The organism is Micromonospora sp. WMMD708 (assembly GCF_049315245.1).
Lineage (GTDB): Bacteria > Actinomycetota > Actinomycetes > Mycobacteriales > Micromonosporaceae > Micromonospora > Micromonospora wenchangensis.
Genome location: NZ_CP186060.1, coordinates 1765062 through 1790282, shown reverse-complemented (window position 1 = coordinate 1790282; position 25221 = coordinate 1765062). Strand labels below are relative to the sequence as shown.

Annotated in this window: 17 protein-coding genes; 2 read left to right on the top strand and 15 right to left on the bottom strand. The window is 71.8% G+C overall.

Annotated elements, in window-relative coordinates:
• Window positions 1-27 precede the first annotated feature (27 nt).
• Complete coding sequence (locus ACN260_RS08175; protein ID WP_402894756.1) at window positions 28-243, top strand: helix-turn-helix transcriptional regulator; 216 nt, start codon at window positions 28-30, stop codon at window positions 241-243.
• Window positions 244-591: 348 nt separating this feature from the next.
• On the opposite strand, the gene ACN260_RS08170 is transcribed toward ACN260_RS08175, so the two are convergent.
• The 13 genes from ACN260_RS08170 to ACN260_RS08110 form a co-directional block, all read right to left on the bottom strand.
• Window positions 592-927, bottom strand: a complete 336-nt coding sequence (locus tag ACN260_RS08170) for a DUF6204 family protein (RefSeq protein WP_422755390.1) — start codon at window positions 925-927, stop codon at window positions 592-594.
• 35 nt (window positions 928-962) lie between these two features.
• Entirely contained in the window at window positions 963-1277 is a 315-nt protein-coding gene (locus ACN260_RS08165; RefSeq protein ID WP_422756657.1) for a helix-turn-helix domain-containing protein, read from the bottom strand.
• Between the two features lie 11 nt (window positions 1278-1288).
• Complete coding sequence (locus ACN260_RS08160) at window positions 1289-2788, bottom strand: type I restriction-modification system subunit M (RefSeq protein ID WP_422755389.1); 1500 nt, start codon at window positions 2786-2788, stop codon at window positions 1289-1291.
• Complete coding sequence (locus tag ACN260_RS08155) at window positions 2785-4179, bottom strand: restriction endonuclease subunit S (RefSeq protein ID WP_422755388.1); 1395 nt, start codon at window positions 4177-4179, stop codon at window positions 2785-2787. The genes ACN260_RS08160 and ACN260_RS08155 overlap by 4 nt, the downstream gene beginning before the upstream one ends.
• The gene (locus ACN260_RS08150) at window positions 4176-7667 is read right to left on the bottom strand and encodes a DEAD/DEAH box helicase family protein (protein WP_422755387.1); all 3492 of its coding nucleotides are present in this window, start codon (window positions 7665-7667) and stop codon (window positions 4176-4178) included. Before ACN260_RS08150 ends, ACN260_RS08155 begins: the two co-directional genes overlap by 4 nt.
• 104 nt (window positions 7668-7771) lie before the next feature.
• Window positions 7772-8500: a hypothetical protein gene (locus tag ACN260_RS08145; protein ID WP_204926020.1), complete on the bottom strand. Its 729-nt coding sequence runs from the start codon at window positions 8498-8500 to the stop codon at window positions 7772-7774.
• On the bottom strand, window positions 8484-8681 hold the full coding sequence (locus tag ACN260_RS08140; RefSeq protein ID WP_204926019.1) for a hypothetical protein: 198 nt from the start codon (window positions 8679-8681) through the stop codon (window positions 8484-8486). Before ACN260_RS08140 ends, ACN260_RS08145 begins: the two co-directional genes overlap by 17 nt.
• An 87-nt stretch (window positions 8682-8768) precedes the next feature.
• Window positions 8769-9185 (bottom strand): hypothetical protein, encoded by a 417-nt coding sequence (locus ACN260_RS08135; RefSeq protein ID WP_422755386.1) that lies wholly within the window; start codon window positions 9183-9185, stop codon window positions 8769-8771.
• 130 nt (window positions 9186-9315) lie between these two features.
• Window positions 9316-9579: a DUF6244 family protein gene (locus tag ACN260_RS08130; RefSeq protein WP_422755385.1), complete on the bottom strand. Its 264-nt coding sequence runs from the start codon at window positions 9577-9579 to the stop codon at window positions 9316-9318.
• 190 nt (window positions 9580-9769) lie between these two features.
• Entirely contained in the window at window positions 9770-10450 is a 681-nt protein-coding gene (locus tag ACN260_RS08125; protein WP_422755384.1) for a hypothetical protein, read from the bottom strand.
• A complete protein-coding gene (locus ACN260_RS08120) occupies window positions 10451-13084 on the bottom strand; it encodes an FtsK/SpoIIIE domain-containing protein (protein ID WP_422755383.1) in 2634 nt (877 codons plus the stop codon).
• A gap of 81 nt (window positions 13085-13165) precedes the next feature.
• Window positions 13166-15847, bottom strand: coding sequence for a hypothetical protein (locus ACN260_RS08115; RefSeq protein ID WP_422755382.1), 2682 nt, complete (start codon window positions 15845-15847; stop codon window positions 13166-13168).
• Between the two features lie 105 nt (window positions 15848-15952).
• A complete protein-coding gene (locus tag ACN260_RS08110) occupies window positions 15953-16750 on the bottom strand; it encodes an SGNH/GDSL hydrolase family protein (RefSeq protein WP_422756656.1) in 798 nt (265 codons plus the stop codon).
• 215 nt (window positions 16751-16965) lie between these two features.
• On the opposite strand from ACN260_RS08110, the gene ACN260_RS08105 reads away from it, so the two are divergent.
• Complete coding sequence (locus tag ACN260_RS08105; RefSeq protein WP_422755381.1) at window positions 16966-18504, top strand: M1 family metallopeptidase; 1539 nt, start codon at window positions 16966-16968, stop codon at window positions 18502-18504.
• A 527-nt stretch (window positions 18505-19031) separates the two neighbouring features.
• On the opposite strand, the gene ACN260_RS08100 is transcribed toward ACN260_RS08105, so the two are convergent.
• Window positions 19032-20540 (bottom strand): glutamate synthase subunit beta, encoded by a 1509-nt coding sequence (locus tag ACN260_RS08100; protein ID WP_422755380.1) that lies wholly within the window; start codon window positions 20538-20540, stop codon window positions 19032-19034.
• Entirely contained in the window at window positions 20533-25188 is a 4656-nt protein-coding gene (gene gltB / locus ACN260_RS08095; RefSeq protein WP_422755379.1) for a glutamate synthase large subunit, read from the bottom strand. The genes ACN260_RS08100 and gltB overlap by 8 nt, the downstream gene beginning before the upstream one ends.
• Between the last annotated feature and the right edge of the window lie 33 nt (window positions 25189-25221).

The following is a 25221-nucleotide window of genomic DNA, read 5'->3' as shown; positions in this document are numbered from 1 at the left end:
TAGAAACTACCACCATACGTTCGGGTCATGGATCGTGGCCCTGGGAGCCTGATGGGTCCCTACGAGATCGCCCAGCGGATGGGTGTCTCGCGGCAGCGGTTCCAGCAGCTCACCCGGCATCCCACCTTCCCGCGCCCCTACCAGGAGCTGCGCGGCATGAAGGTGTGGCTGGCCGTGGACGTCGAAGAGTGGATCACGAAGCACCGGCCGCCGCGTCCCACCGAGGACGACACCCCGGAGTAACCGGCCGCTCTGCTGGAGCGCCGCCAGGCCCCGAACCGGTCCACAGACCTGCGCACCACGAACGCGGCGGCGTAGCGGGCGAGGACGTCACGACGACACGCGCCGACCGTGCCGGCCGAAACCGTAGCGCGGATCATGAATGTGGTGAGTTTGCCACGCCCGACGTACGAGACGCGCACCTCTGCCACCCCCGGCGGTCGGCAATCTGCTCCTGGGTGGGGTCGCCGGAGCCCACACCGACAACCAGCCCAGGTTTGTGGAGACTTGTTGCGCCCAGGGCGACAACAACTCTCCACGAAGGAGACAACAGCTCGCCGCGTGGCGACGCCGTTGAGGGCTGGCCGGCCGTTACGACCGTGCGCGGTGGCGGATCTTGATGTCGTCGAGGTCGGTGGAGACCGACGTGAGGTCCCGGTGGCCGGCACCGAGTTCCGCGACGGCGGTGGCGGCCAGCGCTTCCGCCCTACCGATAACCACCGCTTCCGCCTCCTCCCGGGTGGCCGGGACCAGGCAGCGGAAGGTGAACCCGAGCAGGGAACGCTCATAGGTCACGGTGCCTTCTTCGGTGAACTTCGCCTGGAACACATCGTGCTCGTCCGCCCTGGCGAGCAGCGCGGCCCGCTGCGCGTCACCGAGCGGCGCGAACTTGCCGCGTACGATGACCTGATAGGTCTTTTCGGCCATGGTGGGGACCTCCGGCTCCGGCTGAGTGGTAAGGGCTACGCGATGGCGGCAATGTCCCCGTCGTCGAAGTAGATCGCCTGATGGAGGCGTCCGCCGAGTGCAGCGGCATAGCGGGCGAGGACGTCCTGTCCGGAGATCTTGCCCTGCTCGATCTGCGACACCCGCCCCTTGGTGACACCCATGCGGTCGGCAACCTGCTGTTGAGTCAGGCTGCGGGCACGACGCACCTCGGCGAGGCGGTGCCCGACCACCTCGGCGAGCAACTCCCGCTTGCCGGCCTCGACAACTTCTTCGCCCCCGGCCCGTTCCACATGCTCGGCACGAATGTCGTTCCATCGCACGTAGTTGATGCTATACACGGTCAGTCGGTGTCGACCCGGGAGCCTGTCGCGCCGAGGGCTTCGGCGATGGCGGCGAACTCGCGTAGGGCCGCCTGGAGGTCCTCGACGATCTCCTTGGCGATCACCTCGGGTGGCAGCAGCGCGTCGGCGTCCTCCAGGGAGGCGTCCTTGAGCCAGGTGATGTCCAGGTTCACCTTGTCGCGGGCGATCAGCTCGTCGTAGGAGAACGCGCGGAAGCGTTCGGTCGGCTTTCGCTCGGAGCGGTCCCTGCCGGGTAGGTAGCAGTCGACGAAGTCCTGGAGGTGTTCGCGGCGCAGCGGGTTCTGTTTGAGGGTGAAGTGCTGGTTGGTGCGGAAGTCGTACACCCAGAGGTTCTGGGTCCAGGGTTCCTCGCGGGCACGCTTGCGCTCGAAGAACAGCACGTTGGCCTTGACGCCACCGGCGTAGAAGATGCCGGTGGGCAGCCGCAGCATGGTGTGCAGGTCGTACTGCTTGAGCAGCCGGCGGCGGATGGTTTCCCCCGCGCCGCCCTCGAACAGCACGTTGTCGGGCAGGACGACGGCCGCCCGGCCGTCGATCTCCAGCAGCGCGGCGATGTGCTGGACGAAGTTGAGCTGCTTGTTGGCGGTGGTGGCCCAGAAGTCGTTGCGTTCGATCTCGCGTTCCTCGCGGGAGGAACGGCCGTCCTCCCCCACCATCCGGATCGACGAGCTGCGCCCGAACGGCGGGTTGGCCAGCACCAGGCTGACCCGCTGGTCAGGCTCCCGGCTGAGGGCGTCCCGCACGGTGATCAGCGACGGGCCGTTGGGGGTGCCGATGCCGTGCAGCAGCATGTTCATCGCCGCCAGCCGGGCCGTGCCGTCGACCAGCTCGGTGCCGGTGATTGCGCCGTGGGCTAGGCGTCGCCGCTGGTCGGGGGTGAGGGAGCTGCCGTGGTGGCGCTGGATGTGGTCGTAGGCGGCGAGCAGGAAACCGCCGGTGCCGCAGGCCGGGTCGGTGATCGTGTCGTCGGGGGTGGGCAGCATGCAGTCGACCATCGCGACGGTCAACGCACGCGGGGTGAAGTACTGCCCCGCGCCGGACTTCGCGTCCTCCGCGCCCTTGGCCAGCAGTTCCTCGTAGGCGTCGCCCTTGACGTCGACCCCGGTGCCCGACCACTCCTGCTTGTCGATCAGGTCGACGATCAGCCGTTTGAGCTTCGCCGGGTCCTGGATCTTGTTCTGCGCCTTGCGGAAGATGGTGCCGAGGGTGCCGCCCTCCCGGGCCAGCCCGGTGAGGATGTGCCGGTACTGCACCTCCAGGTCGTCGCCCTCGGCGTCCAGCAGGGTCTGCCAGCTCAGCTCGTCGGGCACGATCTGCTCCGGCCGGAACGTCCGCCTGGCCCGCTCGTCGGCCATCTTGAGGAACAGCAGATAGGTCAACTGTTCGACGTAGTCGATGGTCGACACGCCGTCGTCGCGCAGCACGTCGCAGTAGTTCCAGAGCTTCTGCACCAGGCGGCGCGAATCCACAGTGCTCACAGTGGCAAAGTCTCCTGCTGGTAGTCGTCGCCGGTCACCCTGGTCGCCGGCGCCGCCAACTCCTTGGGGGTACGCCGGGAGCGCGTCCGCTGCTTCGGGATGGTGGCCGCCCGCTCGTCCCTGATCCGGGCGAGCAGTTCCGACGCCGGCTCGTCGTTCGGGTCCTGCGGCACGAGCCGCCCCGCGAACGCCTCCGCCAACAGGCTGTTCTGCAATGCCTCGCCCTGCCGAACAACCCTCCCCTTCACCTGGTTCAACGCGCTGACCGAAGATTCAAAAACGTCCCACTGCCGCACAAGCTTAAGCTGCGTCTCAATGTCAGGTACTACCACCTCAAGCTGCCGAATTTTTTCCTGCGAAATGTGCTTGATGGTGGAACCGGTCTGTAGATGCATCGTCCGCTTGTTACGCACAGCCTCTTCAATCATCAAGGCCAGCCACTCCACGAGCAACCCGGGCCGAACACGAACGCGATGCAACGCCTTCTGAAAAGTCATGCCGTCCGGGCCACGCCAGATCGCACATCTTCCCGGCTCTCCACCTTCACAGACGAGAAGGTCACCCGGGCGAAGCGCGAACTTCCTACGCTCCTCGTCATTCAGCGGGACGGCACTCACCTCAGAAAGATCCACTTTGCGCCAACGGACATTTACGTTGCGAAGGTACGGCGTCGCCACCCCGAGACTTTTCCCTGCATCAAGCATCTTCCCGAGGGACGTCTCCGCCACGTCTCCGAGCCTGCGGACAACACCTCCAGACGCCAATGCTTCTTGCCTGAGATGGCGCAACTGAGAGCGCCAAAGGAGGTCGCTTCGAGAACTTGCAACCTCAAGGGCAGCAGATCCGCGACGACGATGATCAAGAGCATCCACCAGCGCTGCGACGATGCGACGTTGCTCGGCGAGCGGCGGGAGCGGCAGGACAACTGATTTCAGGCTCGCACCCGAGACACCTGCCTGTCCGGCCGTCGTGCGCGCGACGGATCGCACGCGCGACCGCACCTGCGGAGCCTCGAAGACATACTGGACATAGGAGGGCTCGGCGAAGTCTGAATTCACCCTCACCCTGATCAACTTGTCCGGATAGGTTAAGTCACCAATCCGTTCAGGGACCATCGCACAAGCACCGACATAATCGATGTTCCCGTTGTAACGGGTAAATAGCAGATCTCCGGGCAGTAGCAGCGAATCGGAGTCGCTCAGCTCACGCACATCCTTGGCGCTGTAGCGAATATCGCGCAGATTCAGCACCCCCGGCCGCACCGAACTGATCCGGAGGATCGGAACCCCGTTCGGCTCAATGCCCGGCCGGGAGACAAAAATCCCGTTCTTCACGGATTCGGCAATATCCCCAAGAGCTATTTGAGTCCAACCCGGTGGCAGGTCGGTCACGCGGTCAGCTCCTGGTTGAGTTCGGTGAGGAGGGGTTCGGCGCGGTTGCCGAAGGCGCCCGCGTACCCGTCGATGCCACCGCGTTCGGTGAAGGGTGCCCCTTCCAGGTCGTCGGGGGTGATCTCCACACTGACCGCTATCACGTCCCTGATCCTCTCCAGCCACCACACCTGATCGGCAGTGAAGGTAGCGCCCGCCTGCTGTTGCCGCAGCAGCCACCCACGGAAACGCTCCTCTGTGGCCGTACGAAATGGACGTAGTTCCTGGTCGTGGCCCAGTTCGTAGCGGATCAGGGCGACCAGGTCGGTCACCCCGCGCGGCCCGGCCTGCTCGACGGTGCGGCCGAGCTGCACGTACGCCTGCCACAGCGAATCCGGCGTCCACGCCTGCGGGGGCCGGGCGATCCGCGCCGCCAGCTCCTTGAGCTGGTCGTAGCTGATCCGGCCCTTGCCCTCGTAGAACACCTGCAACGCGGTGATCTCGTCGCGGTGCTGGTCCAGGTAGTCGTGCCAGCTCCGCACGGTCACCTGGGCGCGTTCGGCGGCGGGCACCCCGGCCGCCGACAGCAGTGTGTCGACGTTGACCTCGTCGATGGTGATGTCGTGGGCGCGGCGGATCTCCAGGATACGGTCGCGGAGCTGCGGGTTCGCGGCCAGCGGACGCAGTGCCCCGGCCAGCAGGTCGCGGACGGCCTCCGGCCCGGCCTGGGTGGCCGGGTTGAGCTGTTCGGGGGCGACGGCATCGACCAGGCCCCGGACGATGCCGGTGAGCGGCTGCCCGCCCAGCTTGGCCAGCTCGGCGCGCTCGTCGTCGGTGAGTTGCCGGTCGAGGCGGGACAGCCGGGACGCGAGGGTGGCCACCTCGTTGGCGTCGGCGGTCAGCGTGCCGGCCTTGCGCAGCAGGTCACGCAGCGAGATCTGCTGTTCGCTGTGCCGTTGCAGCGGCACCGCCTCGTCGAGGTCGGCCTCGGTGACGCCGACCGCGTCGACGATGACGAACCGGTCCTTCACCTGGGCGTCGGGGGTGACGGACTGGAAGTCGGCCGGATCGATGGTGCGCGCCCCACGCCCCTTCATCTGCTCGAAGTAGGTGGCACTGCGCACCGGCCGGAGGAAGAACACACACTCCAGCGGCCGTACGTCGGTGCCGGTGGCGATCATGTCGACGGTGACCGCGACGCGCATCTCCGGGCTGTTGCGGAACGCCTGGATGAGGGTGTCGGGGTTGTCGCCGTCCCGCCGGGAGGAATAGGTGATCTTCCGGGCGAACTCGTTGCCGCGCCCGAACACCAGCCGGACCATGGCGACGATCTCCTCGGCGTGGTTGTCGTCGCACGCGAAGATCAGCGTCTTGGGCACCGTGGAGCGGCCGGGGAAGATCTCGGTGAACAGCCGCTCGCGGAACGTCTCCAGCACCAGCCGCAACTGCCCCTTGGAGATCACCGACCGGCCTACCTGGCGGCCCGCGTACGTGAAGTCGTCCTCCAGCTCCTGGTAGCGCTCGGCGCGGGTGCGGCGGTCGCGCAGCGGCACGACGGTGCCGGCCTCGATCCTCTGCCCGCCCTCGGTGATCTCGGTCCTGATCCGGTAGACGTCGAAGTTGACGTTCACCCCGTCGGCGACGGCCTGCTCGTAGGTGTATTCCGAGACGAGGTTCTGCTGGAAGAAGCCGAGGGTCTGCTTCACCGGCGTCGCGGTCAGCCCCACCACGAAGGCGTCGAAGTACTCGATGACCGCCCGCCACTTGCCGTAGATCGACCGGTGGCACTCGTCGACCACGATCAGGTCGAACGTCTCCGGCGGCAACTGCGGGTTGTAGCCCACCTCGGCCGGGGAGCCCAGGTCGTAGCTGTCGTACGCCTGGTCGTCCAGGTCGACGTCGGGCAGCTCGTCGCCGCGCAACGCCCCGTAGAGGCGCTGGATCGTCGAGATCACCACGGTCGACGAGTCGAGCAGGCCGGCACCGGAGAGCCGGTCCACCGTGTACAGCTCGGTGAACTTCCGCCCGTCGTCGGGGGTCTGGTAGCCGGCGTACTCCCGTAGGGTCTGCTTGCCGAGGTTGTTCCGGTCGACCAGGAACAGGATGCGCCGGGCTCGGGCGTACTTGAGCAGCCGGTAGCTGGCGGTGACCGCCGTGAACGTCTTGCCCGCCCCGGTTGCCATCTGGATCAACGCCCGGGGCCGGGCGTCGGCCAGCGAGCGTTCCAGGCCCTCGACCGCGTCGATCTGCGCCGGACGCAGGCCCAGCCGGTCCAGCGCCGGCATCCGACGCAGCCGGGCCCGTAACGTCGGCGCGGCCGGCTCGTCGTCGGCCTCCCGCATCCACCGGGCGAGCGTCTCCGGCCGATGGAACGCGAACACCTCCCGGGTACGCGGAAACGGGTCGAGTTGGTTGACGAACGCGGTTTCGGTGCCGGTGGCGACGTACCCGAACGGCAGCGCCGCCTCCCGCCGCCAGGCGCTGAGCCGCTGCTCGGCGGTCAACCCGTTGAGGTAGCGGTCGAGCTGCGCCTCCACCCCACGCGGGGCGGTGCCCTCCCGCTTGGCCTCGATCACCCCGACGAGGCGCTGGTCGACGTAGAGCAGGTAGTCGGCCCGACCCGTCGCCAGGGTCACCTCGCGCACCGCGACGCCGCTGCCCGCGAAGAGGTTGAGCTGGTTCTGGTCCTGCACCTGCCACCCGGCGGCGGTGAGCTGACGGTCGATCTCGACCCGGGTCTGCACCTCGTTCAGGGGCTCGTGGGAGGCACGGCGGGCGCGGGCGATGAAGTCCTCGCGCTTCGCGGCGGACACCTTCACCGGCTGTGCACTGTCGAACGCCTGCTGCGCCGCCTCCGCCGCTGGTTCGAGACTGGCGACCAACGCGGCGGCCTGCGGACGTCGGGCGTCGGCGTCCCGCACAGCCTGCTCGGCGGCGACGGTCGCGGCGGCCTGGGCCACCGCCAGCGAGGGTTGCCCGTCCAGCAGCAGCTTCGTCTCGGCAAGCTCCTGCTTGTACCGTTCGATCTCGGCCCGCAGCCCCTCGGCGATCGACGCCGGCACCTGGGCCGGTGGCGGGGTGGGCGGCACGAACCCGATCGGCGACCGGTCGTCGGTCAACGCCCGGTGATACCAGACTCCCAGCTCGAAGCAGGTCCGCAGCAGATCCAGCGCCGCGCGGACCTCACCGAGGTGGTCGTGGACGGCCCGGTTGCCGGTGTCCCGCAGGCGGTCGAAGGCGGCGTAGACCTTGGCGGTGACGGCACCGGAGGCGTGCAGCGCCTGCACCTGGTGGAAGAACGTGTCCTTCGCCGGGGTGACCTGGGTGCGCCGGACCAGGTCCCGGGCGAGCACGTCGCCGAACGCGCGGGCCTTGAACATGGCCGCCTGGGCGTCCACGTAGACGAGCAGCTCCGCCCCCGCGCCGTACCAGACCAGCAACGGATGCTCCACCAGGAACCCGAAGTTGGCAGACTGCTCCGCGAGGCGGCGTACCTGTCGATGATCCACGACTCTCCACGTCCATAGCCGACGGTGAACACGTCAGGATATGAACGGGTGTACATCTTCGGAACCCGAATCGTTATCGGGTATCCGACAACGCCGGACGGACGTCAGTTGTCATCGCGGCGGGGCTTACGCGCGATCAGGCGGGCGATCTGCGCCCTGAGGCGTTGGTCGTCGGGCGGAACGACCTGGTAGCCGAGCCGCTCCAACTCGGCCTGGGCAGTGCCGGTGTTCCGCCGCACCACGGCAGCAATCTGTTTGCGCCGGTAGTCGATGCGGGTCCTGTCGAGCACCTCCTGCCAGCCAGGCTTGGGCCTGACCAGGCCTTCGACGATCAGGCATTCGAGCAGGTCTTCGAGCGCGGGGCGGAAACGTCGGCCGCCCACCGGTAGATGGATCTTTTGAAGCCCGTTCGTGGGCTTGCGCCCCAGCTCAGCTAGGAGGCGTTCGAGCGTCGGATGCGCGGCGCACACCTGGATATGGGCTTCGGTGTAGCGGTCCTTCTCGCGCTCGAAGTCGTAATGCAGTAGCAGATCCGGCGGATCGTCACCGAGATAGAGGCCACAGACGGACCCTTGAACAGTGAGAAACCTGCCCTCGTCGCCATCCAAGGACAGATAGCACTGCACATCGATCCAGATGTTCGTGTCGCCGGCCGAGCGCATCCGCACCGGCGTGGACGTCAACGCCTCCAACCGGGTGCCGACTACCGCCTGCTCAGGCGTGATCTTGGCCCCGATCCGCGCATGGTCACAGACCGTCCTGTTGAGCAACGCCTGCAAAGTGTCCGCGAATTGCCTGGCCTGGGGCGTAAGGCCGTTACGGCTGCGAGTCACCGATGGACATCCACAGCTTCTGCGCCTCAAGGGAGCTGAAATCCCTAGTGCGGGCCATCTCTGCGAGTTGCTGATAGGTGAGATGCAGCTTGTCCAGCGCCCGACTCACCGCTGCCTGCCATTCCGCCTGACTGAGCTCGACGACGACAGGGCCGGGCATCTGCGTCGGGGCGGTGGTCACCGGGGCCTCCCAAGCACGAATCGAGCCTGCTGGACGCCCTCATGCTATCGACGCGACGACCAAATCTCCACCCCACGTCATCGTAAACTAGCGGACAGTGATGATCGATTCTGCGATCGGGAGGAGTTCACCACCGAACCGCTCCACGTCGACCAGCACGTCGACGGCGATGCCTGGCTGGACCAGCCAGAATGCCTCGCCCTCACCGACGAACCCGGCACCTTCGCCATGGTCGAACCCCGTCAGGGACCAACCCTCGGGATCACGCTCATGGTATTCGGTCAGGAATTCGCGCAGCTCCGCAGGACCGGTCAACCGGTCGCCACGCAACACGTGCACCCGCAGGTCCACCCGGTAGCCGTCGTCGACGGCCCGTTCCCAGACCCGGGTGGCGAAGCTGACGTCCTCCCACTCGGAGGCGAAGTCCGACACCAGTTCCCCGGCCTCCTCCGGCACCCGCCCGACATGGAACCCGTTCAGCTCGCCGCCGTCGCGCCCGCCCACCGCCATCACCCCATCATCTCGATCGTCGATTCCCGCTTGTGCATCAGACCGTCCGCATCGGAAAGGGTCGGCACGCGAAGGGGCCGTGACCACGATTCCGCCTGATGGAGCCGCATCGTCACTCCGCAGCTCAGGTGCCCAGCGTGCGTACCTTGGCGATCGTCTCCTCGACCTGCTGCCGGGCCGGCTGGCCACCCTGGACGGCCTGGTCGAGCGCCTGCCGGTAGTTGTCGATCATGCCGATCAGCGGGCCGGCGGCGATGCCCTGCAACACCCCGGCGACCAGGGCCCGCGCCTCGGCGGCGTCCTGGGCGGCCGACGCAGTCTTGGCCCGCGCCTCGTCCAGCTTCTGCGCGGCCACGGCCAGCTTGGCGATCATCTCCGCCGCACTCACCCGCACTCCCCCGCCCCTGTCGCCCTCCCACGGTCACCGCGAGCCTACGGGCGACCACCGGACGCAGCCACCCCGCGTCCGCCTCATGTGGGCCGATGTAGCTGCATCGGAACGGGCCGGGCCCCGCAACATCGGCCCAATTGAGTCGATCATGCGAACGGGTCGGTCACGCGGACAGGTCGGTCACGCGTCAGCGGACGAGGCGGAACACCAGCAGGGTGACGCAGTACGCCAGCGGCACCGCCAGGGCGCAGATGAAGAAGCCCAGCGGGGCGTACCGGGGCGGGTCGGTGGTGGCCAGGGCCGGTCGCCCCCACCGGCCGAGGACCAGCCAACCGGCCACGAAGGAGATCAGCGGCAGCCCGGCGCAGGTCAGCGCGCCCAGGGTGACGCCGTTGACCACGCCGATGCCGTTGGCGACCACCAGCACCAGCATGACCAACGCCCCGGCGGCGGCGCAGCCGGCGTAGACGGCGACCGCGCGGGCGGTCGGTGACCAGGTGGGCAGCAGAGCGGGCCGCTGGGCCAGCGCCTCGGCCTGCTGGCCCAGCCGGTCGACCTCGTCGACCAGCCGCCCGGTCTCCGCCAGCACCACCGCCGGATCGCCGTCCACCCCGGACCCGTCGGGACCCGTGCCCGCCCCGGGGACCGACCCCGGCCCGGGAGCCGGGTCGGCCACGGCGGGCAGGCCGGCGGCTGCGGCGAGCTGGGCGAGACGCTCCTCCTGGGCGGCCAGCCGCTGACCGAGCCGGGTCACCCCGGCGTGCAGGGTACGACGACGTTCCGCCTCGGCGACGGCACCGCGCTCCCCCTCCCTGATCCGGGCGGAGAGCTGCCGGACGGCCGCCGCGTACTCGTCGTAGCCGGCCACTCAGTGCTCCTCGTCGGGGTGGTACCCGGGGCGGACGAACGGCACGATCAGCGCGGTGCGCGGCGCGTGCCGGTCGACGAGCAGGGCCCGGTTGGGGCGGGTGGTCCACACCAGGTCGGTCACCCCGAGGTGCAGCCCGAGGTCGTCGGCGGGCACGTTCAGCGCCACCAGGCAGGCCACGTCGTCGCGGTTCTGGCTGCCGCCGAGGTCGTCGGCGAGCCGGCGCAGGCCCCGCCACCAGCCGAGCAGGTGCACCCCGTGCCCCGGCCCCGCCCGCAGCAGCGTTCGCAGGTCGTCGTGGCCGGTGCGGTAGGTGTCGGGGTCGGCGGCGGCGAGCACCGCGTGGGCCGCGTCCACCCCGAAGACCACCAGGTAGGTCCGGCCGCGCTCCCCGCCGCCTGCGGCCAGCCCGGCGATGCGGGCCCGCAGCCCGGCCGCGTCGACCTGGGTCACCGGGTGCCCGGCGGCCTTCAGCCCGGCCGCCGTGTCGTCGGCCAGTTCGTCGGCTGAGGCCACCAGCGCGGCCAGCACGAACTCGGCCTCCCCGGGCCGGTGCTGCCCGGCCAGGCTCAGCGCGGCGGCCCGCAGCACGTGCGCGCCGGTGACCGAGGTGCCCACCACGGCCAGGTGCCGGCCCGGGGAGGCGTCCAGGTCGAACCGGGCGGTGCTGCCGGCCACGTCGACCGTCCGGCCCACCAGCACCGCCGGGCGGCGGGTGGCGGCGGGGGACGGCTCGTCCTCCAGGTGGGCGGTGGCGTACCCCCGGAAGACCTCGGGCGGGCCGGTGTCGTCGGGGCGGGCGTCCCACAGCTCGTAACGCAGCCGGGCGAGCTGGCGGGCGTCGGCGTGCGCGTCGGGGAACCGCAGCAGGATGTCCGCGCCGGCCGTCCCGGCGGCGGTGTTGACCAGCGCCGTGCCGATCCGGGTCGGGCCGGCGACGGTCGCCCGGGGGCCGAGCACCGCCTCGCCGCCGGGCAGCGCCACCCGCAGCGCGAACTGCCCGAACAGCGACTCGGCCCGGCCGTAGAGGGCTTCCACGCCGCTGGTGCTCTGGCTGGCCAGCACCAGGTGCACGCCGTACGAGCGGCCCTTGCGGGCCAGCTCCTCCAGCAGGTCGACGGCCTCCCGGGCCAGCCGGTCGTTGCCGGCGAACAGCACGTGGAACTCGTCGATCACGGCGACCGTGCGGGGCACCGGTTCGGTGTCCGGCAGGTCGGCGAGCTTGGTCACCCCGTGCCGCTTGAACAGCCCGGCCCGCCGGCCCAGCTCCCGGCGCAGTTCGCGGAGCACGGCCAGGCCGTACTCCCGGTCGGACTCGACGCCGACGGCCCGCGCGTGCGGCAGGAACGACGGGTCCCGGTCGGTGGGGACGAACTCGGTGAAGCTCACCCCCTCCTTGAAGTCGAGCAGCCACAGGTGCAACTCGGCCGGGGAGTAGCGGGCCGCCAGGCCGTACAGCACGTCGAGCAGGAAGACCGTCTTGCCCGCGCCGGTGCGGCCACCGACCAGCCAGTGCGGCGTCGCGTCGTCGAAGGCCAGACTGACCGGGGTACGCCCGCTGCGGCCGACCACCGTCGTCAGGCCGCCCCGGGCGGAGTCGGTCCAGCGGTGCTCGGGCAGCAGGTCGGCCAGGTGCAGGGCGGTGTCCCGGCGTACCTGCGCGCCGAGCCGGTCGGCCAGCGTCTGGACGGCGGCGGCGGGCGGGTCACCGTCGAGCAGCACCGGCACGGGCAGGCCGGTGCCGTCGGCGCTGAACGGGTACCCCGGCGGGTCGCCTACCCGGGCGTACCGTTCGTCGAGACGTACCTCGGTGGTGCCGCCCAGCACGGGTGGGGCCTGGCCGGGCGTGGTCACCGCGCGCCCGGCGAACAGCACGCACACCCCGGCGGACGGCCCGGCGTGGGTGAGCGCGGCGAGCCGGGCAAGCTCGCGCGGGCCGGGCGCGGACGCGGCCACCACCAGCAGCAGTTCGGCCTCCCCCGCGCGGGCGTGTGCCTCGGCGGCGTCCAGCAGCGCACCGATCTCGGCCTCGGTGGTGGCGACCGTGCCGAGCACCCCGGCGTCGCGCAGCGGACGCAACGGGATGAAGGTGGCCCCCCAGGCGGCCGGGTCGATGCCGACCACCCGCACGCTGCCCGGGGCGGCCGTGGTCAACAACCGCAGCACCAGCACCCGCAGCAGCACCGCCACCCGGGGATCACGGGCGTCGCCGTCGACCGCCAGGTGCCGGCCGGCGCCCAGCGGCAGCAGCAGCGGGAACCGGCCGTCCGCCGTGGACGCCTCGCCGATGCGCACCGCTGCCGGCCCGTCGCCCGGGGACGCTGCACGGTGACCACGGGCCGGACCGCCCGGCGACACGACGACGTGCCCCGGCGGCGGGCCACCGGGCGTCCCGGCGACGGGGCCGGGTGCCGGGACGGCGGGCGCGGTCGGGTCGGCCCGGTCGGTGCTGCCCGGCGGCGGGGCGGCCAGCATGTCGGCCAGCCGGGCCAGCCGGGCGACCAGGTCGGCGGTGCGCTCCGGGACGGGCTGCCCGGCCAGTTGGTCCAGCAGGGCACGGGCCGCCGTCCACCGCTGCCGGGCCTGCCGGTGCGCGGCGACCGCCTGCCCGTACGCCGATGCGAGCCTGCCCACCCACTGCTCCCCACCCACGTGCGGACGAATCGAGGGAACCCTAGCGCCCCGGCGGGCCCGGACGCACGACCCGCCCACGGGTCAGACGGGTCGGCAGCCCGGGTCCGGTCCGCTGTCGGCCACCCCACAGTGGAACACCTCGACCGGCTCGGCGGCCACGTCCGGCACCCGCGCGACCCGCAGCAACGCCAGCCGCTTGGCGACCGGCTCGCCCGAGTCGGGGGCGTACCGGATCACCCCGGCGACCCCCGGGTAGCCGGCGGCGGCGTTCTGCCGCAGCACCTCGGCGTGCACGCCGACCGGGTTGACCGAGCGGGGCTCCCAGCCCCGGCCGGTGTCGGCGTGCCGCAGCCGGGCGGCGAGGCTCTCCAGCGCCCGCACCATCATCATCGCCGCGTCGTAGGCGAGGCTGACCCGCTCACCGACGGGTGCACCGGCACCGTCGCGGCAGCGCGGCGGGTCGAGCAGATCGTCGGCGCCGACCCAGGTCAGGAAGCTGCCCCGGACGTCGTCCCGGGCGGCCTGCGCGGCCCGCAGCGCGGCACAGGTGGCCAGCGCCGCCTTCGACACGTACGTCACCGGCAGGTTGCCCGGGGCGCTGGCCCGCAGCCCCGGGTTGGCCATGTAGCGGTTGACCGAGTCGTCGGCGACGAGGTGCCGGGGCGGATCGTTGCCGCACTCCTTCAACGCCCGCAGGAACCCGTCGAACTCCGACCAGCGCCCGGCGAACACCAGCACCCCCCGGAAGCCGCACTCGGCGGTCAACCGACGCCCGGTACGCCACTCGTCGAGCCGGGTGAGCCGGCTGCCGAACCGCTGGCGCAACCCGTCGACGAGGGTGCCGACGTAGAGGTCCTCGGTGAGCGAGCTGCCCTCGCCGGTGGTGTAGTAGGCGTGCGCCTCGGTCACCCGCAGCACCTGCCGGGCGTACGTCTCGATCATCGCGGCCTGCGCCGAGTTGGGCGCGGAGATCTGCAGGTAGAGGCTGGAGTTCTGGTCCATCCGGTCGGCCGACAGGGTGGGGGCGAGCACCGGCAGGCCGACCCGGTTGAGTTCCCGCAACGCCGCGGCGGTGCTGGTGCGGCTCTCCACCAGCCCGACCACCCCGAGCACGGTCGGGTCGTCGTGGGCCAGCCGTTCCAGCATGGCCACCGCCGGCCCGGCGTGGCGCATCTGCCGGCCCCCGTTGGCGACCACCACGTGCAGCAGGGCCGCGCCGTCGGCCGCCGCGGACTCCTTGAGCAGGGCGTACTGGGCGGTGGCCAGACCCTCCAACTCCTCGCGTTCGGAGACGTAGGACTCCTCGTCGGCCCGGGTCCGGTTGCCGGTGAGGGTGCCCAGGTAGACCAGGGTGAGGTAGGGCCGACGCTGGTCGCTGCGCCGCCACACCTCCTCGGCGGCCCGGTTCTGCGCGAAGATCCGCCGCTGCACCGCGCGCAGCCGCTCCTGGCCGGGTTCGCTGTTGAACACCTGCGCGGCGGTGTCGCTGTAGCCGACGCACTCCCCGGCGAGCACCTGCACCCGCACCTGGCCGGTCGGCGTCGGATGGCAGTCCAGCGTCCACCGGCTGTCCGCCCACACGACCGTCCCGGCCAGCAGGACCACGGCCACCGCCGCCGGCAGGAACCGCCGTGCCCACCACGGCGGGTCGGGGGCGACCAGCGCGGGCGGGACGACCCCCGGTGGCGGGGTGGCGTCCTCGTCGTCGGGGCGCAGCGCCACCAGCCAGGCGGCGGAGCGCCGCAGCCGCCGCGTCTCGGGCAGCGCCTCGGCCCACTCGTCGTAGGCGTCGTCGGCCTCGCGCAGCGGCCGGGTGCCGGGCAGTTCCGGCGGCGGCGCGGTGGCCAGGGCCACCACCAGCAGCGGGTCGTTGCGACCGGTCTCGTTGCGCACGTCGGTGAGCAGCCGGACCAGGGTGTGTCCGACGCCGTCGACGTGCACGCCGTCGAGCAGCAGCACCGGGTACGCCGTGCGCCGCCAGTCCCCGGGCCGCCACACCCGTCGCCGGTACGCCTGCCGCAGGTCCTCCAGGAACGCGTGCAGCAGCAGCTTGTCCACCTGGGCGGGTTGTTCGCCGTCGCGCCACCCGGCGGTGAGCCGTTCGGCGAACCCGAGGAAGGTCACCGACTGGCGGGGGGCCAGGTACTGCTGCCGCATGAACCACCGGTAGTGGCCGCCGACGCCCGGCACCCGGCCGGATACGGCGATCCGGAACACCGCGCTGGGCACCGCCCGGCGCAGCAGCCAGAGCAGCACCTGGAGCGCCGTGCCGACTCCCGACTCCCCACTGACCTGCGGCTCCTCGACGGGACGCCGGCCCCGCCAGTCGCGCAGCCGGCGGACCAGGGTGGCCCGGCCGCTGTCGGCGGCGTCGACGCCCACGTCGAGGGTCTGCTGCATCAGCCAGTCGGCCAGCGGGTGGTGGCGGAACCGCAGCCGGGCCGTCCCGAACGCCTCCAGCGACAACTGCCGGTGCAGTTCCCGCAGCACCGCCGGAACGTCGGCGAGGTCCGGACGGGCGGCCAGGTCGAGCACGGCGTGCGGGACCCGGCGCCCCGCGCCCCGCCCGACGAAGCGACGCAGCAGGGCCCCCGGGTCGCCGCCGGTGGCGGCCCTGACCAGCCAGAGCACCGGCAGCCGGCGGTCGCCCCGACGCGGCCGGCGCAGCAGCCGGGTGAGCAGGGCGAGCAGTTCGGTGCCGCCGACCGGGGGACCGTCCACGGTGGGTGGCCGGGGCAGCGGCGGGGTCACCGGTTCACGCATACGGGCACCTCCGCCGCCGACAGGAACCAGGAAGGGCTCCCATTGTCGACGACGGAGGCAACCGACGGTGTCCGGTGGACTGCTGCCGGTCACCCGGCCGGCCCGTCAGCCCAGCGCGGCGGTGAGCGTCGGCAGGTAGCCGTACCGGTAGCCGTCGGCGTTCGGGTGGTACGCCTCGATGACGCCGCTGACGTCGCGGATCCACGGGGCGGCGGCGCAGACGCCGTGCCCGGTGAAGAACGGGCGGGCGTCGGCGAAGGTGGCCCCGGCCGCGGCGGCCCGGGCGGCGGTGACCGTGGCGAGTACGTCGGCGGCCTCGTTGAGGATGGTCCGCTTGTAGCTGCTCATCGCGAGCACGCCGCAGGAGCCCGTTTCGAAGAGCCGGGGGTAGCCGAGCACCACCAGCCGGGCGTTCGGGGCCCGGTCGCGGATCGCGGCGTAGGTGGCGTCGAGCCGGCCGGGCAGCGTCGAGGTGGCGAAGCTCTTGGCCTTGTCGACCGCGGCGGTGCAGGTCGCCGTGCTGCCGAACCGGCAGCTGGTGATGACGTCGGCGAAGCCTGCGTCGTTGCCGCCGATGGTGATGGTGACCAGGGTGGTGGTGGCGCTCAGCGAGCCGACCTGCTTGCTGATCACGTCGGCGGTGACCGCGCCGCCGCAGGCGGGGAAGGCGAAGCTGGTCACCGCGTTGGCGGCGGCCCACAGCGGGGCGTACGACTTCTGGCTGCGCAGGCAGGTGGACAGGTCGTACGGGCCGGCGCCGACACCGGAGGAGTACGAGTCGCCCAACGCCACGTAGTGGACGGTGGCGGCCTGGGCGGCGTTCGGGACGAGCAGGACACCGGTGACGGTGGCGAGGACGGCGGCCAGGGCGGTGACGGCCCGGGCCAGGGCGCGGCGGGGCAGGGCGCGGTGGGGCATGACGGATCCTCCAGGGGCAGCAACGGGGGAAGCCTCTGGACCGCGCGCGTGGCCAGGGGGTGAGGCGTTGTTACTAGTCGGTAATGCTAGCGAAACATCGACAGGATGAGAACAGTCGATCCCCGCCATCCGGGGCGCACGTTTCCACCGCCGTCGATTAGGTTGTCGGTGCGAACACCCCGATGGAGGGAGTCCACCCCGTGCGACGTGTTTTCACGGCGGCCATCGCCGCCCTGACCGTCACCACCGCCGGCACCCTGGTGACCGGTGCCCCCGGCCAGGCCGACGCCCGACCGGGCAAGAGCCGGTCGGTCGCGGTCTCGGCCGCCCCGAAACCCGGCAGCCCCGGCCTCGGCGACCCCTACTTCCCCGACTACGGCAACGGCGGCTACGACGTCGACCACTACGACGTCCGGCTGCGCTACGAGCCGGCCACCGACCGGCTCAGCGGCACCACCACCATCCTGGCCACCGCCACCCAGGACCTCTCCCGGTTCAACCTCGACTTCCTGCTCGACGTGGAGTCGGTACGGGTCAACGGATGGACCGCCCGGTTCGCCCGGGAGGGCGACCACGAGCTGGTGGTGACCGCACCGCGCGGCCTCACCACCGGTCAGGCGATGACCGTCGTGGTCACCTACGCCGGTGTGCCGTCGGAGACCCTGGTGAACGGCTACTCCGGGTGGACCCGCACCGTCGACGGCGCGCTCGCCGTCAACGAGCCCGAGTCGGCCTGGTGGTGGTTCCCCTCCAACGACCACCCGCTGGACAAGGCCACCTGGGACATCTCGGTGTCGGTGCCCGACGGCGTCGAGGTGATCAGCAACGGCGTGCAGCCCCGGCCCCCGCTGGCCGAGGCCGGCAACCGGATGCGGTGGGGCTGGCGCAGCACCAGGCCCGGCGCCACCTACCTGGCGTTCCTGGCGATCGGCCAGTACGACATCGTCACCGACACCGCCCCGAACGGGCAGCCGGTGATCAACGCCTACAGCACCACCCTGGGCGACCGGAAGCCGGCCGCCCGGGCCAGCATCGAACGCACCGCCGAGGTCGTCGACTGGGCCAGCGGCATCTTCGGGCCGTACCCGTTCGAGGCGCAGGGAGGTGTGGCCGCACCGCTCGACAGCCTCGGCTTCGCCCTGGAGACCCAGACCCGCCCGGTGTACGGGCCCGGCTTCTGGCGACGCGGCAGCAACCCGTACGTGGTGGTGCACGAGAACGCCCACCAGTGGTTCGGCGACTCGGTCTCGGTGGCGAACTGGAGCAACATCTGGCTCAACGAGGGCTTCGCCTCGTACGCCGAGTGGCTCTGGTCGGAGGCGCAGGGTGAGGGGACCGCGCAGGAGCTGTTCGACTTCACCTACGCCGACTACCCGGCCGACGATCCGTTCTGGCAGGTACTGCCGGGCGACCCGGGTGCCGGCGCGGTGTTCGACGGCGCGGTCTACGACCGGGGCGCGATGGCGCTGCACCAGCTCCGGCTGGCCGTCGGTGACGACGCGTTCTTCCGCATCCTGCCCGCCTGGACCGCCGCCCACCGGTACGGCAACGGCACCATCGCCGGGTTCCAGGCCCTCGCCGAGCAGATCTCCGGCCTCGACCTGGACCCGGTCTTCACCACCTGGCTGTTCACTCCCGGCCGGCCCGCTCCGGCCGCCGCCACCCGCACCACGACCGCACCGGCCCAGCCGAAGTCGTGGACCCAGATCCGGGCGGCGCACCAGCTCCTGGCGCGCTGACCGACCCCGGTTCGGGCTGCCCGCCCCCGGCACCGGCGCGGGCAGCCCGGACCGGCCCGGACCGTGATCTTCCGGTGCCCCGGCCGGACCCGGCGCGGCGCGGTTCCGGCCCGAGGTCGGGTCTGGGCTGCTCGCGGCCTGGCCGGGTCCGGGGCCGACTCTGGGCTGGTGGGGGCCGGGTCGGTCGAGCCGGCTCTGGTCGGTGACGATCGGGGCGGCGTCGGGCCGGGCCGCAACAATGGTTCCGGAGAGCGGTATGCCTGACAGTCATAACTATGCCTGTCAGGCATACCGCTCTCCGTGGTGATACGCACTCTCGGCGGGCCGGCGCCGACGCCTCGGGACGCCACAACAGCAGGGCCGGGACAGGTGGTGCCGCAGAAGCGGCTGTGCGCCGACAGGGCGCAGCGGGCGAGACGGTGGCCGGGCCACACGGTCGGGCCGTCAGCCGACCCGGTCTCCGGGTCGGCTGACGGCCACCGATCGAACTGCCCGACACGGTGGGCCGGCAGGCGGGCGGGCGTAGGTCAGCGGGCGGCGAGGGGTTGGCGGGCCGGGTCGACCGGGGCCGGCAGGTCACCCACCCCACCCAGGTAGGAGTGGATCGCGGCAGCGGCGGCCCGCCCCTCGGCGATCGCCCACACGATGAGCGACGCCCCCCGGTGCATGTCCCCGGCGACGAAGACCCCGTCGGCGTCGGTCTGCCAGTCGGGGCGGGCGTCGACCGCACCCCGGGCGTTGCGGGTCACCCCGAACTGGGCCAGCAGCGGCTGCTCCTCGGTGCCCTCGAAGCCGATGGCCAGCAGCACCAGGTCGGCCGGGAGTTCCCGCTCGGAGCCGGGCAGCGCGGTGACGATCCGTCGACCGTCGCGCCGCTCCACCGTCACCTCGGCGATCCGGACGCCCCTGACCTGGCCGGTGCCGTCGTCCACGAACTCCTGCACGGCGACCGCGAAGACCCGCTCCCCGCCCTCCTCGTGCGCCGGGTAGTTGCGCAGCACCCACGGCCAGGTCGGCCACGGGTCCCGCTCGGCGTCGCGGCCGTGCGGCGGCTCGGGGTAGAGGTCGAGCTGGTGGACGCCGGCCGCGCCCTGCCGGTGGGCCACGCCCAGGCAGTCGGCGGCGGTGTCGCCGCCACCGATGATCACCACGTGCCTACCGGCCGCGTCGATCGGCGTGCCGTCGGGCAGCACCGCCGGAGCGGGCCGGCCGTCCCCGGCCGCCGCCACCACCCGGTTCGCCGCGACCAGGTGGGTCATCGCCTGGTGGACGCCGCGCAGCGGCCGACCGGGCGTCTCCGGGGTGTCCCGCCCCTGGAGCGCGCCACACGCCAGCAGCACCGCGTCGTGCCGGGCCCGCAACTCCTCGGCGGTCACGTCGACGCCGACGTTCACCCCGGTACGGAACTGCACGCCCTCGGCGGCGAGCTGGGCCAGCCGCCTGTCGATGTGCTGCTTCTCCAGCTTGAAGTCGGGAATGCCGTAGCGGAGCAGACCACCGATCGCGTCGTCCCGCTCGTACACGGTGACGGCGTGACCGGCGCGGGCGAGCTGCTGGGCGGCGGCGAGCCCGGCGGGCCCGGAGCCGACCACGGCGACCGACCGGCCGGTCGACGCCGGCACCGGGCGGGGATTCAGCCCGCCCCGGGCCACCGCCGCGTCGGCGATCTCCACCTCGACCTGCTTGATGGTGACCGGCTGCTGCCCGCCCAGGCCCAGCACGCAGGCCGCCTCGCACGGGGCCGGGCAGAGCCGGCCGGTGAACTCGGGGAAGTTGTTGGTGGCGTGCAGCGACTCGACCGCCGCGTCCCAACTGCCGGTGCGGACCAGGTCGTTCCAGTCCGGGATGCGGTTACCCAACGGACAGCCGTCGTGGCAGAACGGGATGCCGCAGTCCATGCACCGGGTGGCCTGCTCGCGGATCAGCTCCTCCCCGGCGGGCGGATAGACCTCCCGCCAGTCGGTGATCCGCACCGCCACCGGTCGACGGGCCGGCAACCGCCGCTCGTAGCGCAGGAAACCGTTCGGGTCAGGCACGAGCCACCTCCTGGGCGACCACCCGCGAAACGGGCGGCACCGACGCGGTCAGCGCAGACATGACCGCGTCGTCGACGTCGCGGCCGGCGGCTTCGGCGGCCTTCATGATCTCCATAACCCGGCGGTAGTCCCTCGGGACCACGGCCGTGAACTCCCCGACCGCCTCCGGCCAGCGCTTGAGCAGCTCCGCGCCGACCGCCGAGTCGGTCTCGGCGACGTGCCGCTGCACCAGGTCGTGCAGCAGCTCCCGCTCGGCGTCACGCAGCGGGGACAGGTCGACCAGCTCCGTGTTGACCCGCCCGGTGTCGAGCCGGTGCACGTACGCCGTACCGCCGGACATGCCGGCGGCGAAGTTGCGGCCGGTCTCGCCGAGCACCACCACCGTGCCACCGGTCATGTACTCGCAGCCGTGGTCGCCGACGCCCTCGACGACGGCCACCGCGCCGGAGTTGCGGACCGCGAACCGCTCCCCCACCCGGCCGCGCAGGAACAGCTCGCCACCGGTGGCACCGTAGAGAATGGTGTTGCCGGCGATGATCTGGTCCTCGGCGCGCTGCCCGGTGGCGGCCTCGGGGTCGACGAACGGCGCGGCAACGTCCGGGCGGACCACGATCCGGCCGCCGGAGAGCCCCTTGCCGACGTAGTCGTTGGCGTCGCCGTGCAGCCGCAGGGTCACCCCGCGCGGCAGGAACGCGCCGAAGGACTGCCCGGCGGTGCCGCGCAGCACGAACTCGACGGTGTCGTCGGGCAGGCCCGCGCCGCCGTGCCGGCGGGTCACCTCGCCGCCGAGCATCGCGCCGACGCTGCGGTGCTCGTTGCGCACCGCCACCTCCACCCGCACCGGGCTGCCGTCGCGCAACGCCGGCTCGGCCAGCGCGATCAGCTCGTTGTCCAGAGCCTGCTCCAGGCCGTGGTCCTGGGCGCGGACCCCGCGCCGGGCCGCGCCCTCCGGCAGCTGCGGGGTGTGCAGCACCCGGGTCAGGTCGAGGCCGTGGCCCTTCCAGTGGTCGATCGCCGGTACGACGTCGAGCACCTCGGTCTGCCCGATCGCCTCTTCGATGCTGCGGAAGCCCAACTCGGCCAGGTAGCCACGGACCTCCTCGGCGAGGAAGAGGAAGAAGTTCTCCACGAACTCCGGCCGGCCGGTGAAGCGTTCCCGCAGCACCGGGTTCTGGGTGGCGATGCCGACCGGGCAGGTGTCGAGGTGGCAGACCCGCATCATCACGCAGCCCTCGACGATCAGCGGGGCGGTGGCGAAGCCGAACTCCTCCGCGCCGAGCAGCGCCGCGACCAGCACGTCCCGGCCGGTCTTGAGCTGGCCGTCGACCTGCACGGTGACCCGGTCGCGCAGCTTGTTGAGCAGCAGCGTCTGCTGCGCCTCGGCCAGCCCCAGCTCCCAGGGGGTGCCGGCGTGCTTGAGCGAGTTGAGCGGGGACGCGCCGGTGCCGCCGTCGTGCCCGGAGATCAGGATGACGTCGGCCTTGAGCTTGGCGACCCCGGCCGCGACCGTGCCCACGCCGACCTCGCTGACCAGCTTGACGTGCACCCGGGCGGCCGGGTTGACGCACTTGAGGTCGTGCACGAGCTGGGCGAGGTCCTCGATGGAGTAGATGTCGTGGTGCGGCGGCGGGGAGATCAGGCCGACACCGGGGGTGGCGTGCCGGGTGCGGGCGATCCACGGCCACACCTTGTTGCCGGGCAGCTGGCCGCCCTCGCCGGGCTTCGCGCCCTGCGCCATCTTGATCTGGAGGTCGTCGGCGTTGACCAGGTATTCGCTGGTCACCCCGAAGCGTCCGCTGGCGATCTGCTTGACCGCCGAGCGGCGGGCCGGGTCGTGCAGCCGGTCGACGTCCTCGCCGCCCTCGCCGGTGTTGGACTTGCCGCCGAGACGGTTCATCGCGATGGCGAGGGTCTCGTGCGCCTCCGCCGAGATCGACCCGTACGACATGGCGCCGGTGGCGAACCGCTTGACGATCTCGGTGGCCGGCTCGACCTCCTCGATCGGCACCGCCGGGCGCAGCCCGGTACGCAGGGTGAACAGCCCGCGCAGCGAACCGGCCCGCGCGGCCAGCTCGTCGACCTTGGCGGTGTACTGGCGGAACACGTCGTACTGGCGGCTGCGGGTGGCGTGCTGGAGCAGGAAGACCGTCTCCGGGTTGAACAGGTGCAGCTCACCCTCGCGCCGCCACTGGTACTCGCCGCCCACCTCCAGCCGGGCCGAGCCGGTGGTGCCGGGCGTCGGCCACGCCTGCCCGTGCCGGGCGGCGACCTCGGTGTGGATCTCGGCCAGCCCGATCCCGCCGATGGTGCTGGGGGTGCCCCGGAAGTACCTGTCGACCAGGCGGGTGTCCAGGCCGACGGCCTCGAAGACCTGCGCGCCGCAGTACGACGAAACCGTCGAGATGCCCATCTTGGACATGATCTTGAGGACGCCCTTGCCGAGCGCCTTGACGTAGTTGCGGACCGCCTTGCCCGGCTCCACCCCGACCAGCGCCCCGGTGGCGATCATGTCCTCCACCGACTCGAAGGCCAGGTAGGGGTTGACCGCCGCCGCGCCGTACCCGATGAGCACCGCCGCGTGGTGCACCTCGCGGCAGTCACCGGACTCCACGACCAGCGCGACCTGGGTCCGGGTCTGCTCCCGCACCAGGTGCTGGTGCACCGCCGCGGTCAGCAGCAGCGACGGGATCGGCGCCAGGTCCGCGTTGGAGTCCCGGTCGGACAGCACCAGGATGCGTACGCCGTCCTCGATCGCCTCGGAGACGTGCCGGCAGATCTCGGTCAGCCGGGCCCTGATGCCGGCCCCGCCGTCGCGGAGGCGGTAGAGCCCGGAGACCCGGACCGCCTTGAAGCCGGGCAGGTCGCCGTCCTCGTCGACGGAGAGGATCTTCGCCAGCTCGTCGTTGTCGATCACCGGGTAGGGCAGCACGATCTGCCGGCAGCTCGCCGCACCCGGGTCCAGCAGGTTGCCCTCCGGGCCGATGGTCGACACCAGGCTGGTCACCAACTCCTCCCGGATCGCGTCCAGCGGCGGGTTGGTGACCTGGGCGAAAAGCTGGTGGAAGTAGTCGTAGAGCAGCCGGGGCCGGGTCGACAGCGGCGCGATCGGGGTGTCGGTGCCCATCGAGCCGAGCGGCTCCGCCCCGGTACGGGCCATCGGGGCGAGCAGGATCTTCAGCTCCTCCTCGGTGTAGCCGAAGGTCTGCTGCCGGCGGCGCACCGAGTCGTGGGTGTAGACCACGTGCTCCCGGGCGGGCAGGTCACCGAGGTCGATCAGGCCGGCGTGCAGCCACTCGTCGTACGGCTGCGCGGCGGCCAGCTCGGTCTTGATCTCGTCGTCCGAGACGATCCGGCCGTTGACCGTGTCGACCAGGAACATCCGGCCCGGCTGGAGGCGGCCCTTGGCGACCACCGTGGCCGGGTCGAGGTCGAGCACGCCCGCCTCGCTGCCCAGCACCACCAGGCCGTCGGCGGTCCGCCACCAGCGGCCCGGCCGCAGGCCGTTGCGGTCCAGCACCGCGCCGACGATCTCACCGTCGGTGAACGCGACCGACGCCGGCCCGTCCCACGGCTCCATCAGGCTGGCGTGGAACCGGTAGAACGCGCGCTTGTCCGGGCGCATCGCCGGGTCGTTCTCCCAGGCCTCCGGGATCATCATCAGCACCGCGTGCGGCAGGCTCCGGCCGGCCAGGTGCAGCAGTTCCAGCACCTCGTCGAAGTTGGCCGAATCGGAGGCGGCCGGGGTGCAGACCGGGAACACCCGGCGGATGTTGCCGGGCAGGTGCGGGCTGCGCAGCAGTGCCTCGCGGGCCTGCATCCAGTTCCGGTTGCCGCGGATCGTGTTGATCTCACCGTTGTGCGCGATGAACCGGTACGGGTGGGCCAGCGGCCAGGACGGGAAGGTGTTGGTGGAGAACCGGGAGTGCACCAGCGCGATCGCGCTGTCGACCCGCTCGTCGGTCAGCTCCGGGAAGTACTCCGGCAGCTGGTCGGGGGTGAGCATGCCCTTCCAGGTCATCGTCCGCGCCGACAGCGACGGGAAGTAGGCGGTCACCCCCCGCTCGGCGGTCTCCCGCTCGGCCTGCTTGCGCACGCAGAACGCCACCCGGTCCAGGTCGATGCCGGACAGCGGGGAGCCGGCCGGGCCGGCCGGGGTGTCGGTGAGCCGGTGCGCGGCCAGGAAGAGCTGCCGGATGCGGGGCATCGCCGCCAGCGCGGTCTCGCCCAGGCCACTCGGGTCGGTCGGCACGTCGCGCCAGCCGAGCACCTCGGCCCCCTCGACGAGGGCGTACTTCTCCACCACCTGACGGGCGCGGGCCTCGCCGCCGTCGTCGTCGGGCAGGAAGACCAGGCCGGTGGCGTACTGGCCGGCCGGGGGCAGCGGGAAGTCCACCACCGCGCGCAGGAACGCGTCCGGCACCTGGATCATGATGCCCGCGCCGTCGCCGGTGTTCTGCTCGGCGCCCCGGGCGCCGCGATGGTCGAGCCGGCAGAGCGCGCCGAGGCCGTTCGCCACCACCGCGTGGGAGCGCCGCCCGTAGAGGTCGGCCACGAAGGCCACCCCGCACGCGTCGTGCTCGTGCGCCGGGTCGTACAGACCGGTCGCGGAAGGGACCGGCTGCGGGCTGTGCGGGTACGGAAGGGCCACCGGGTCTCCTGTCGTCACTCAGGTTGTTTCATG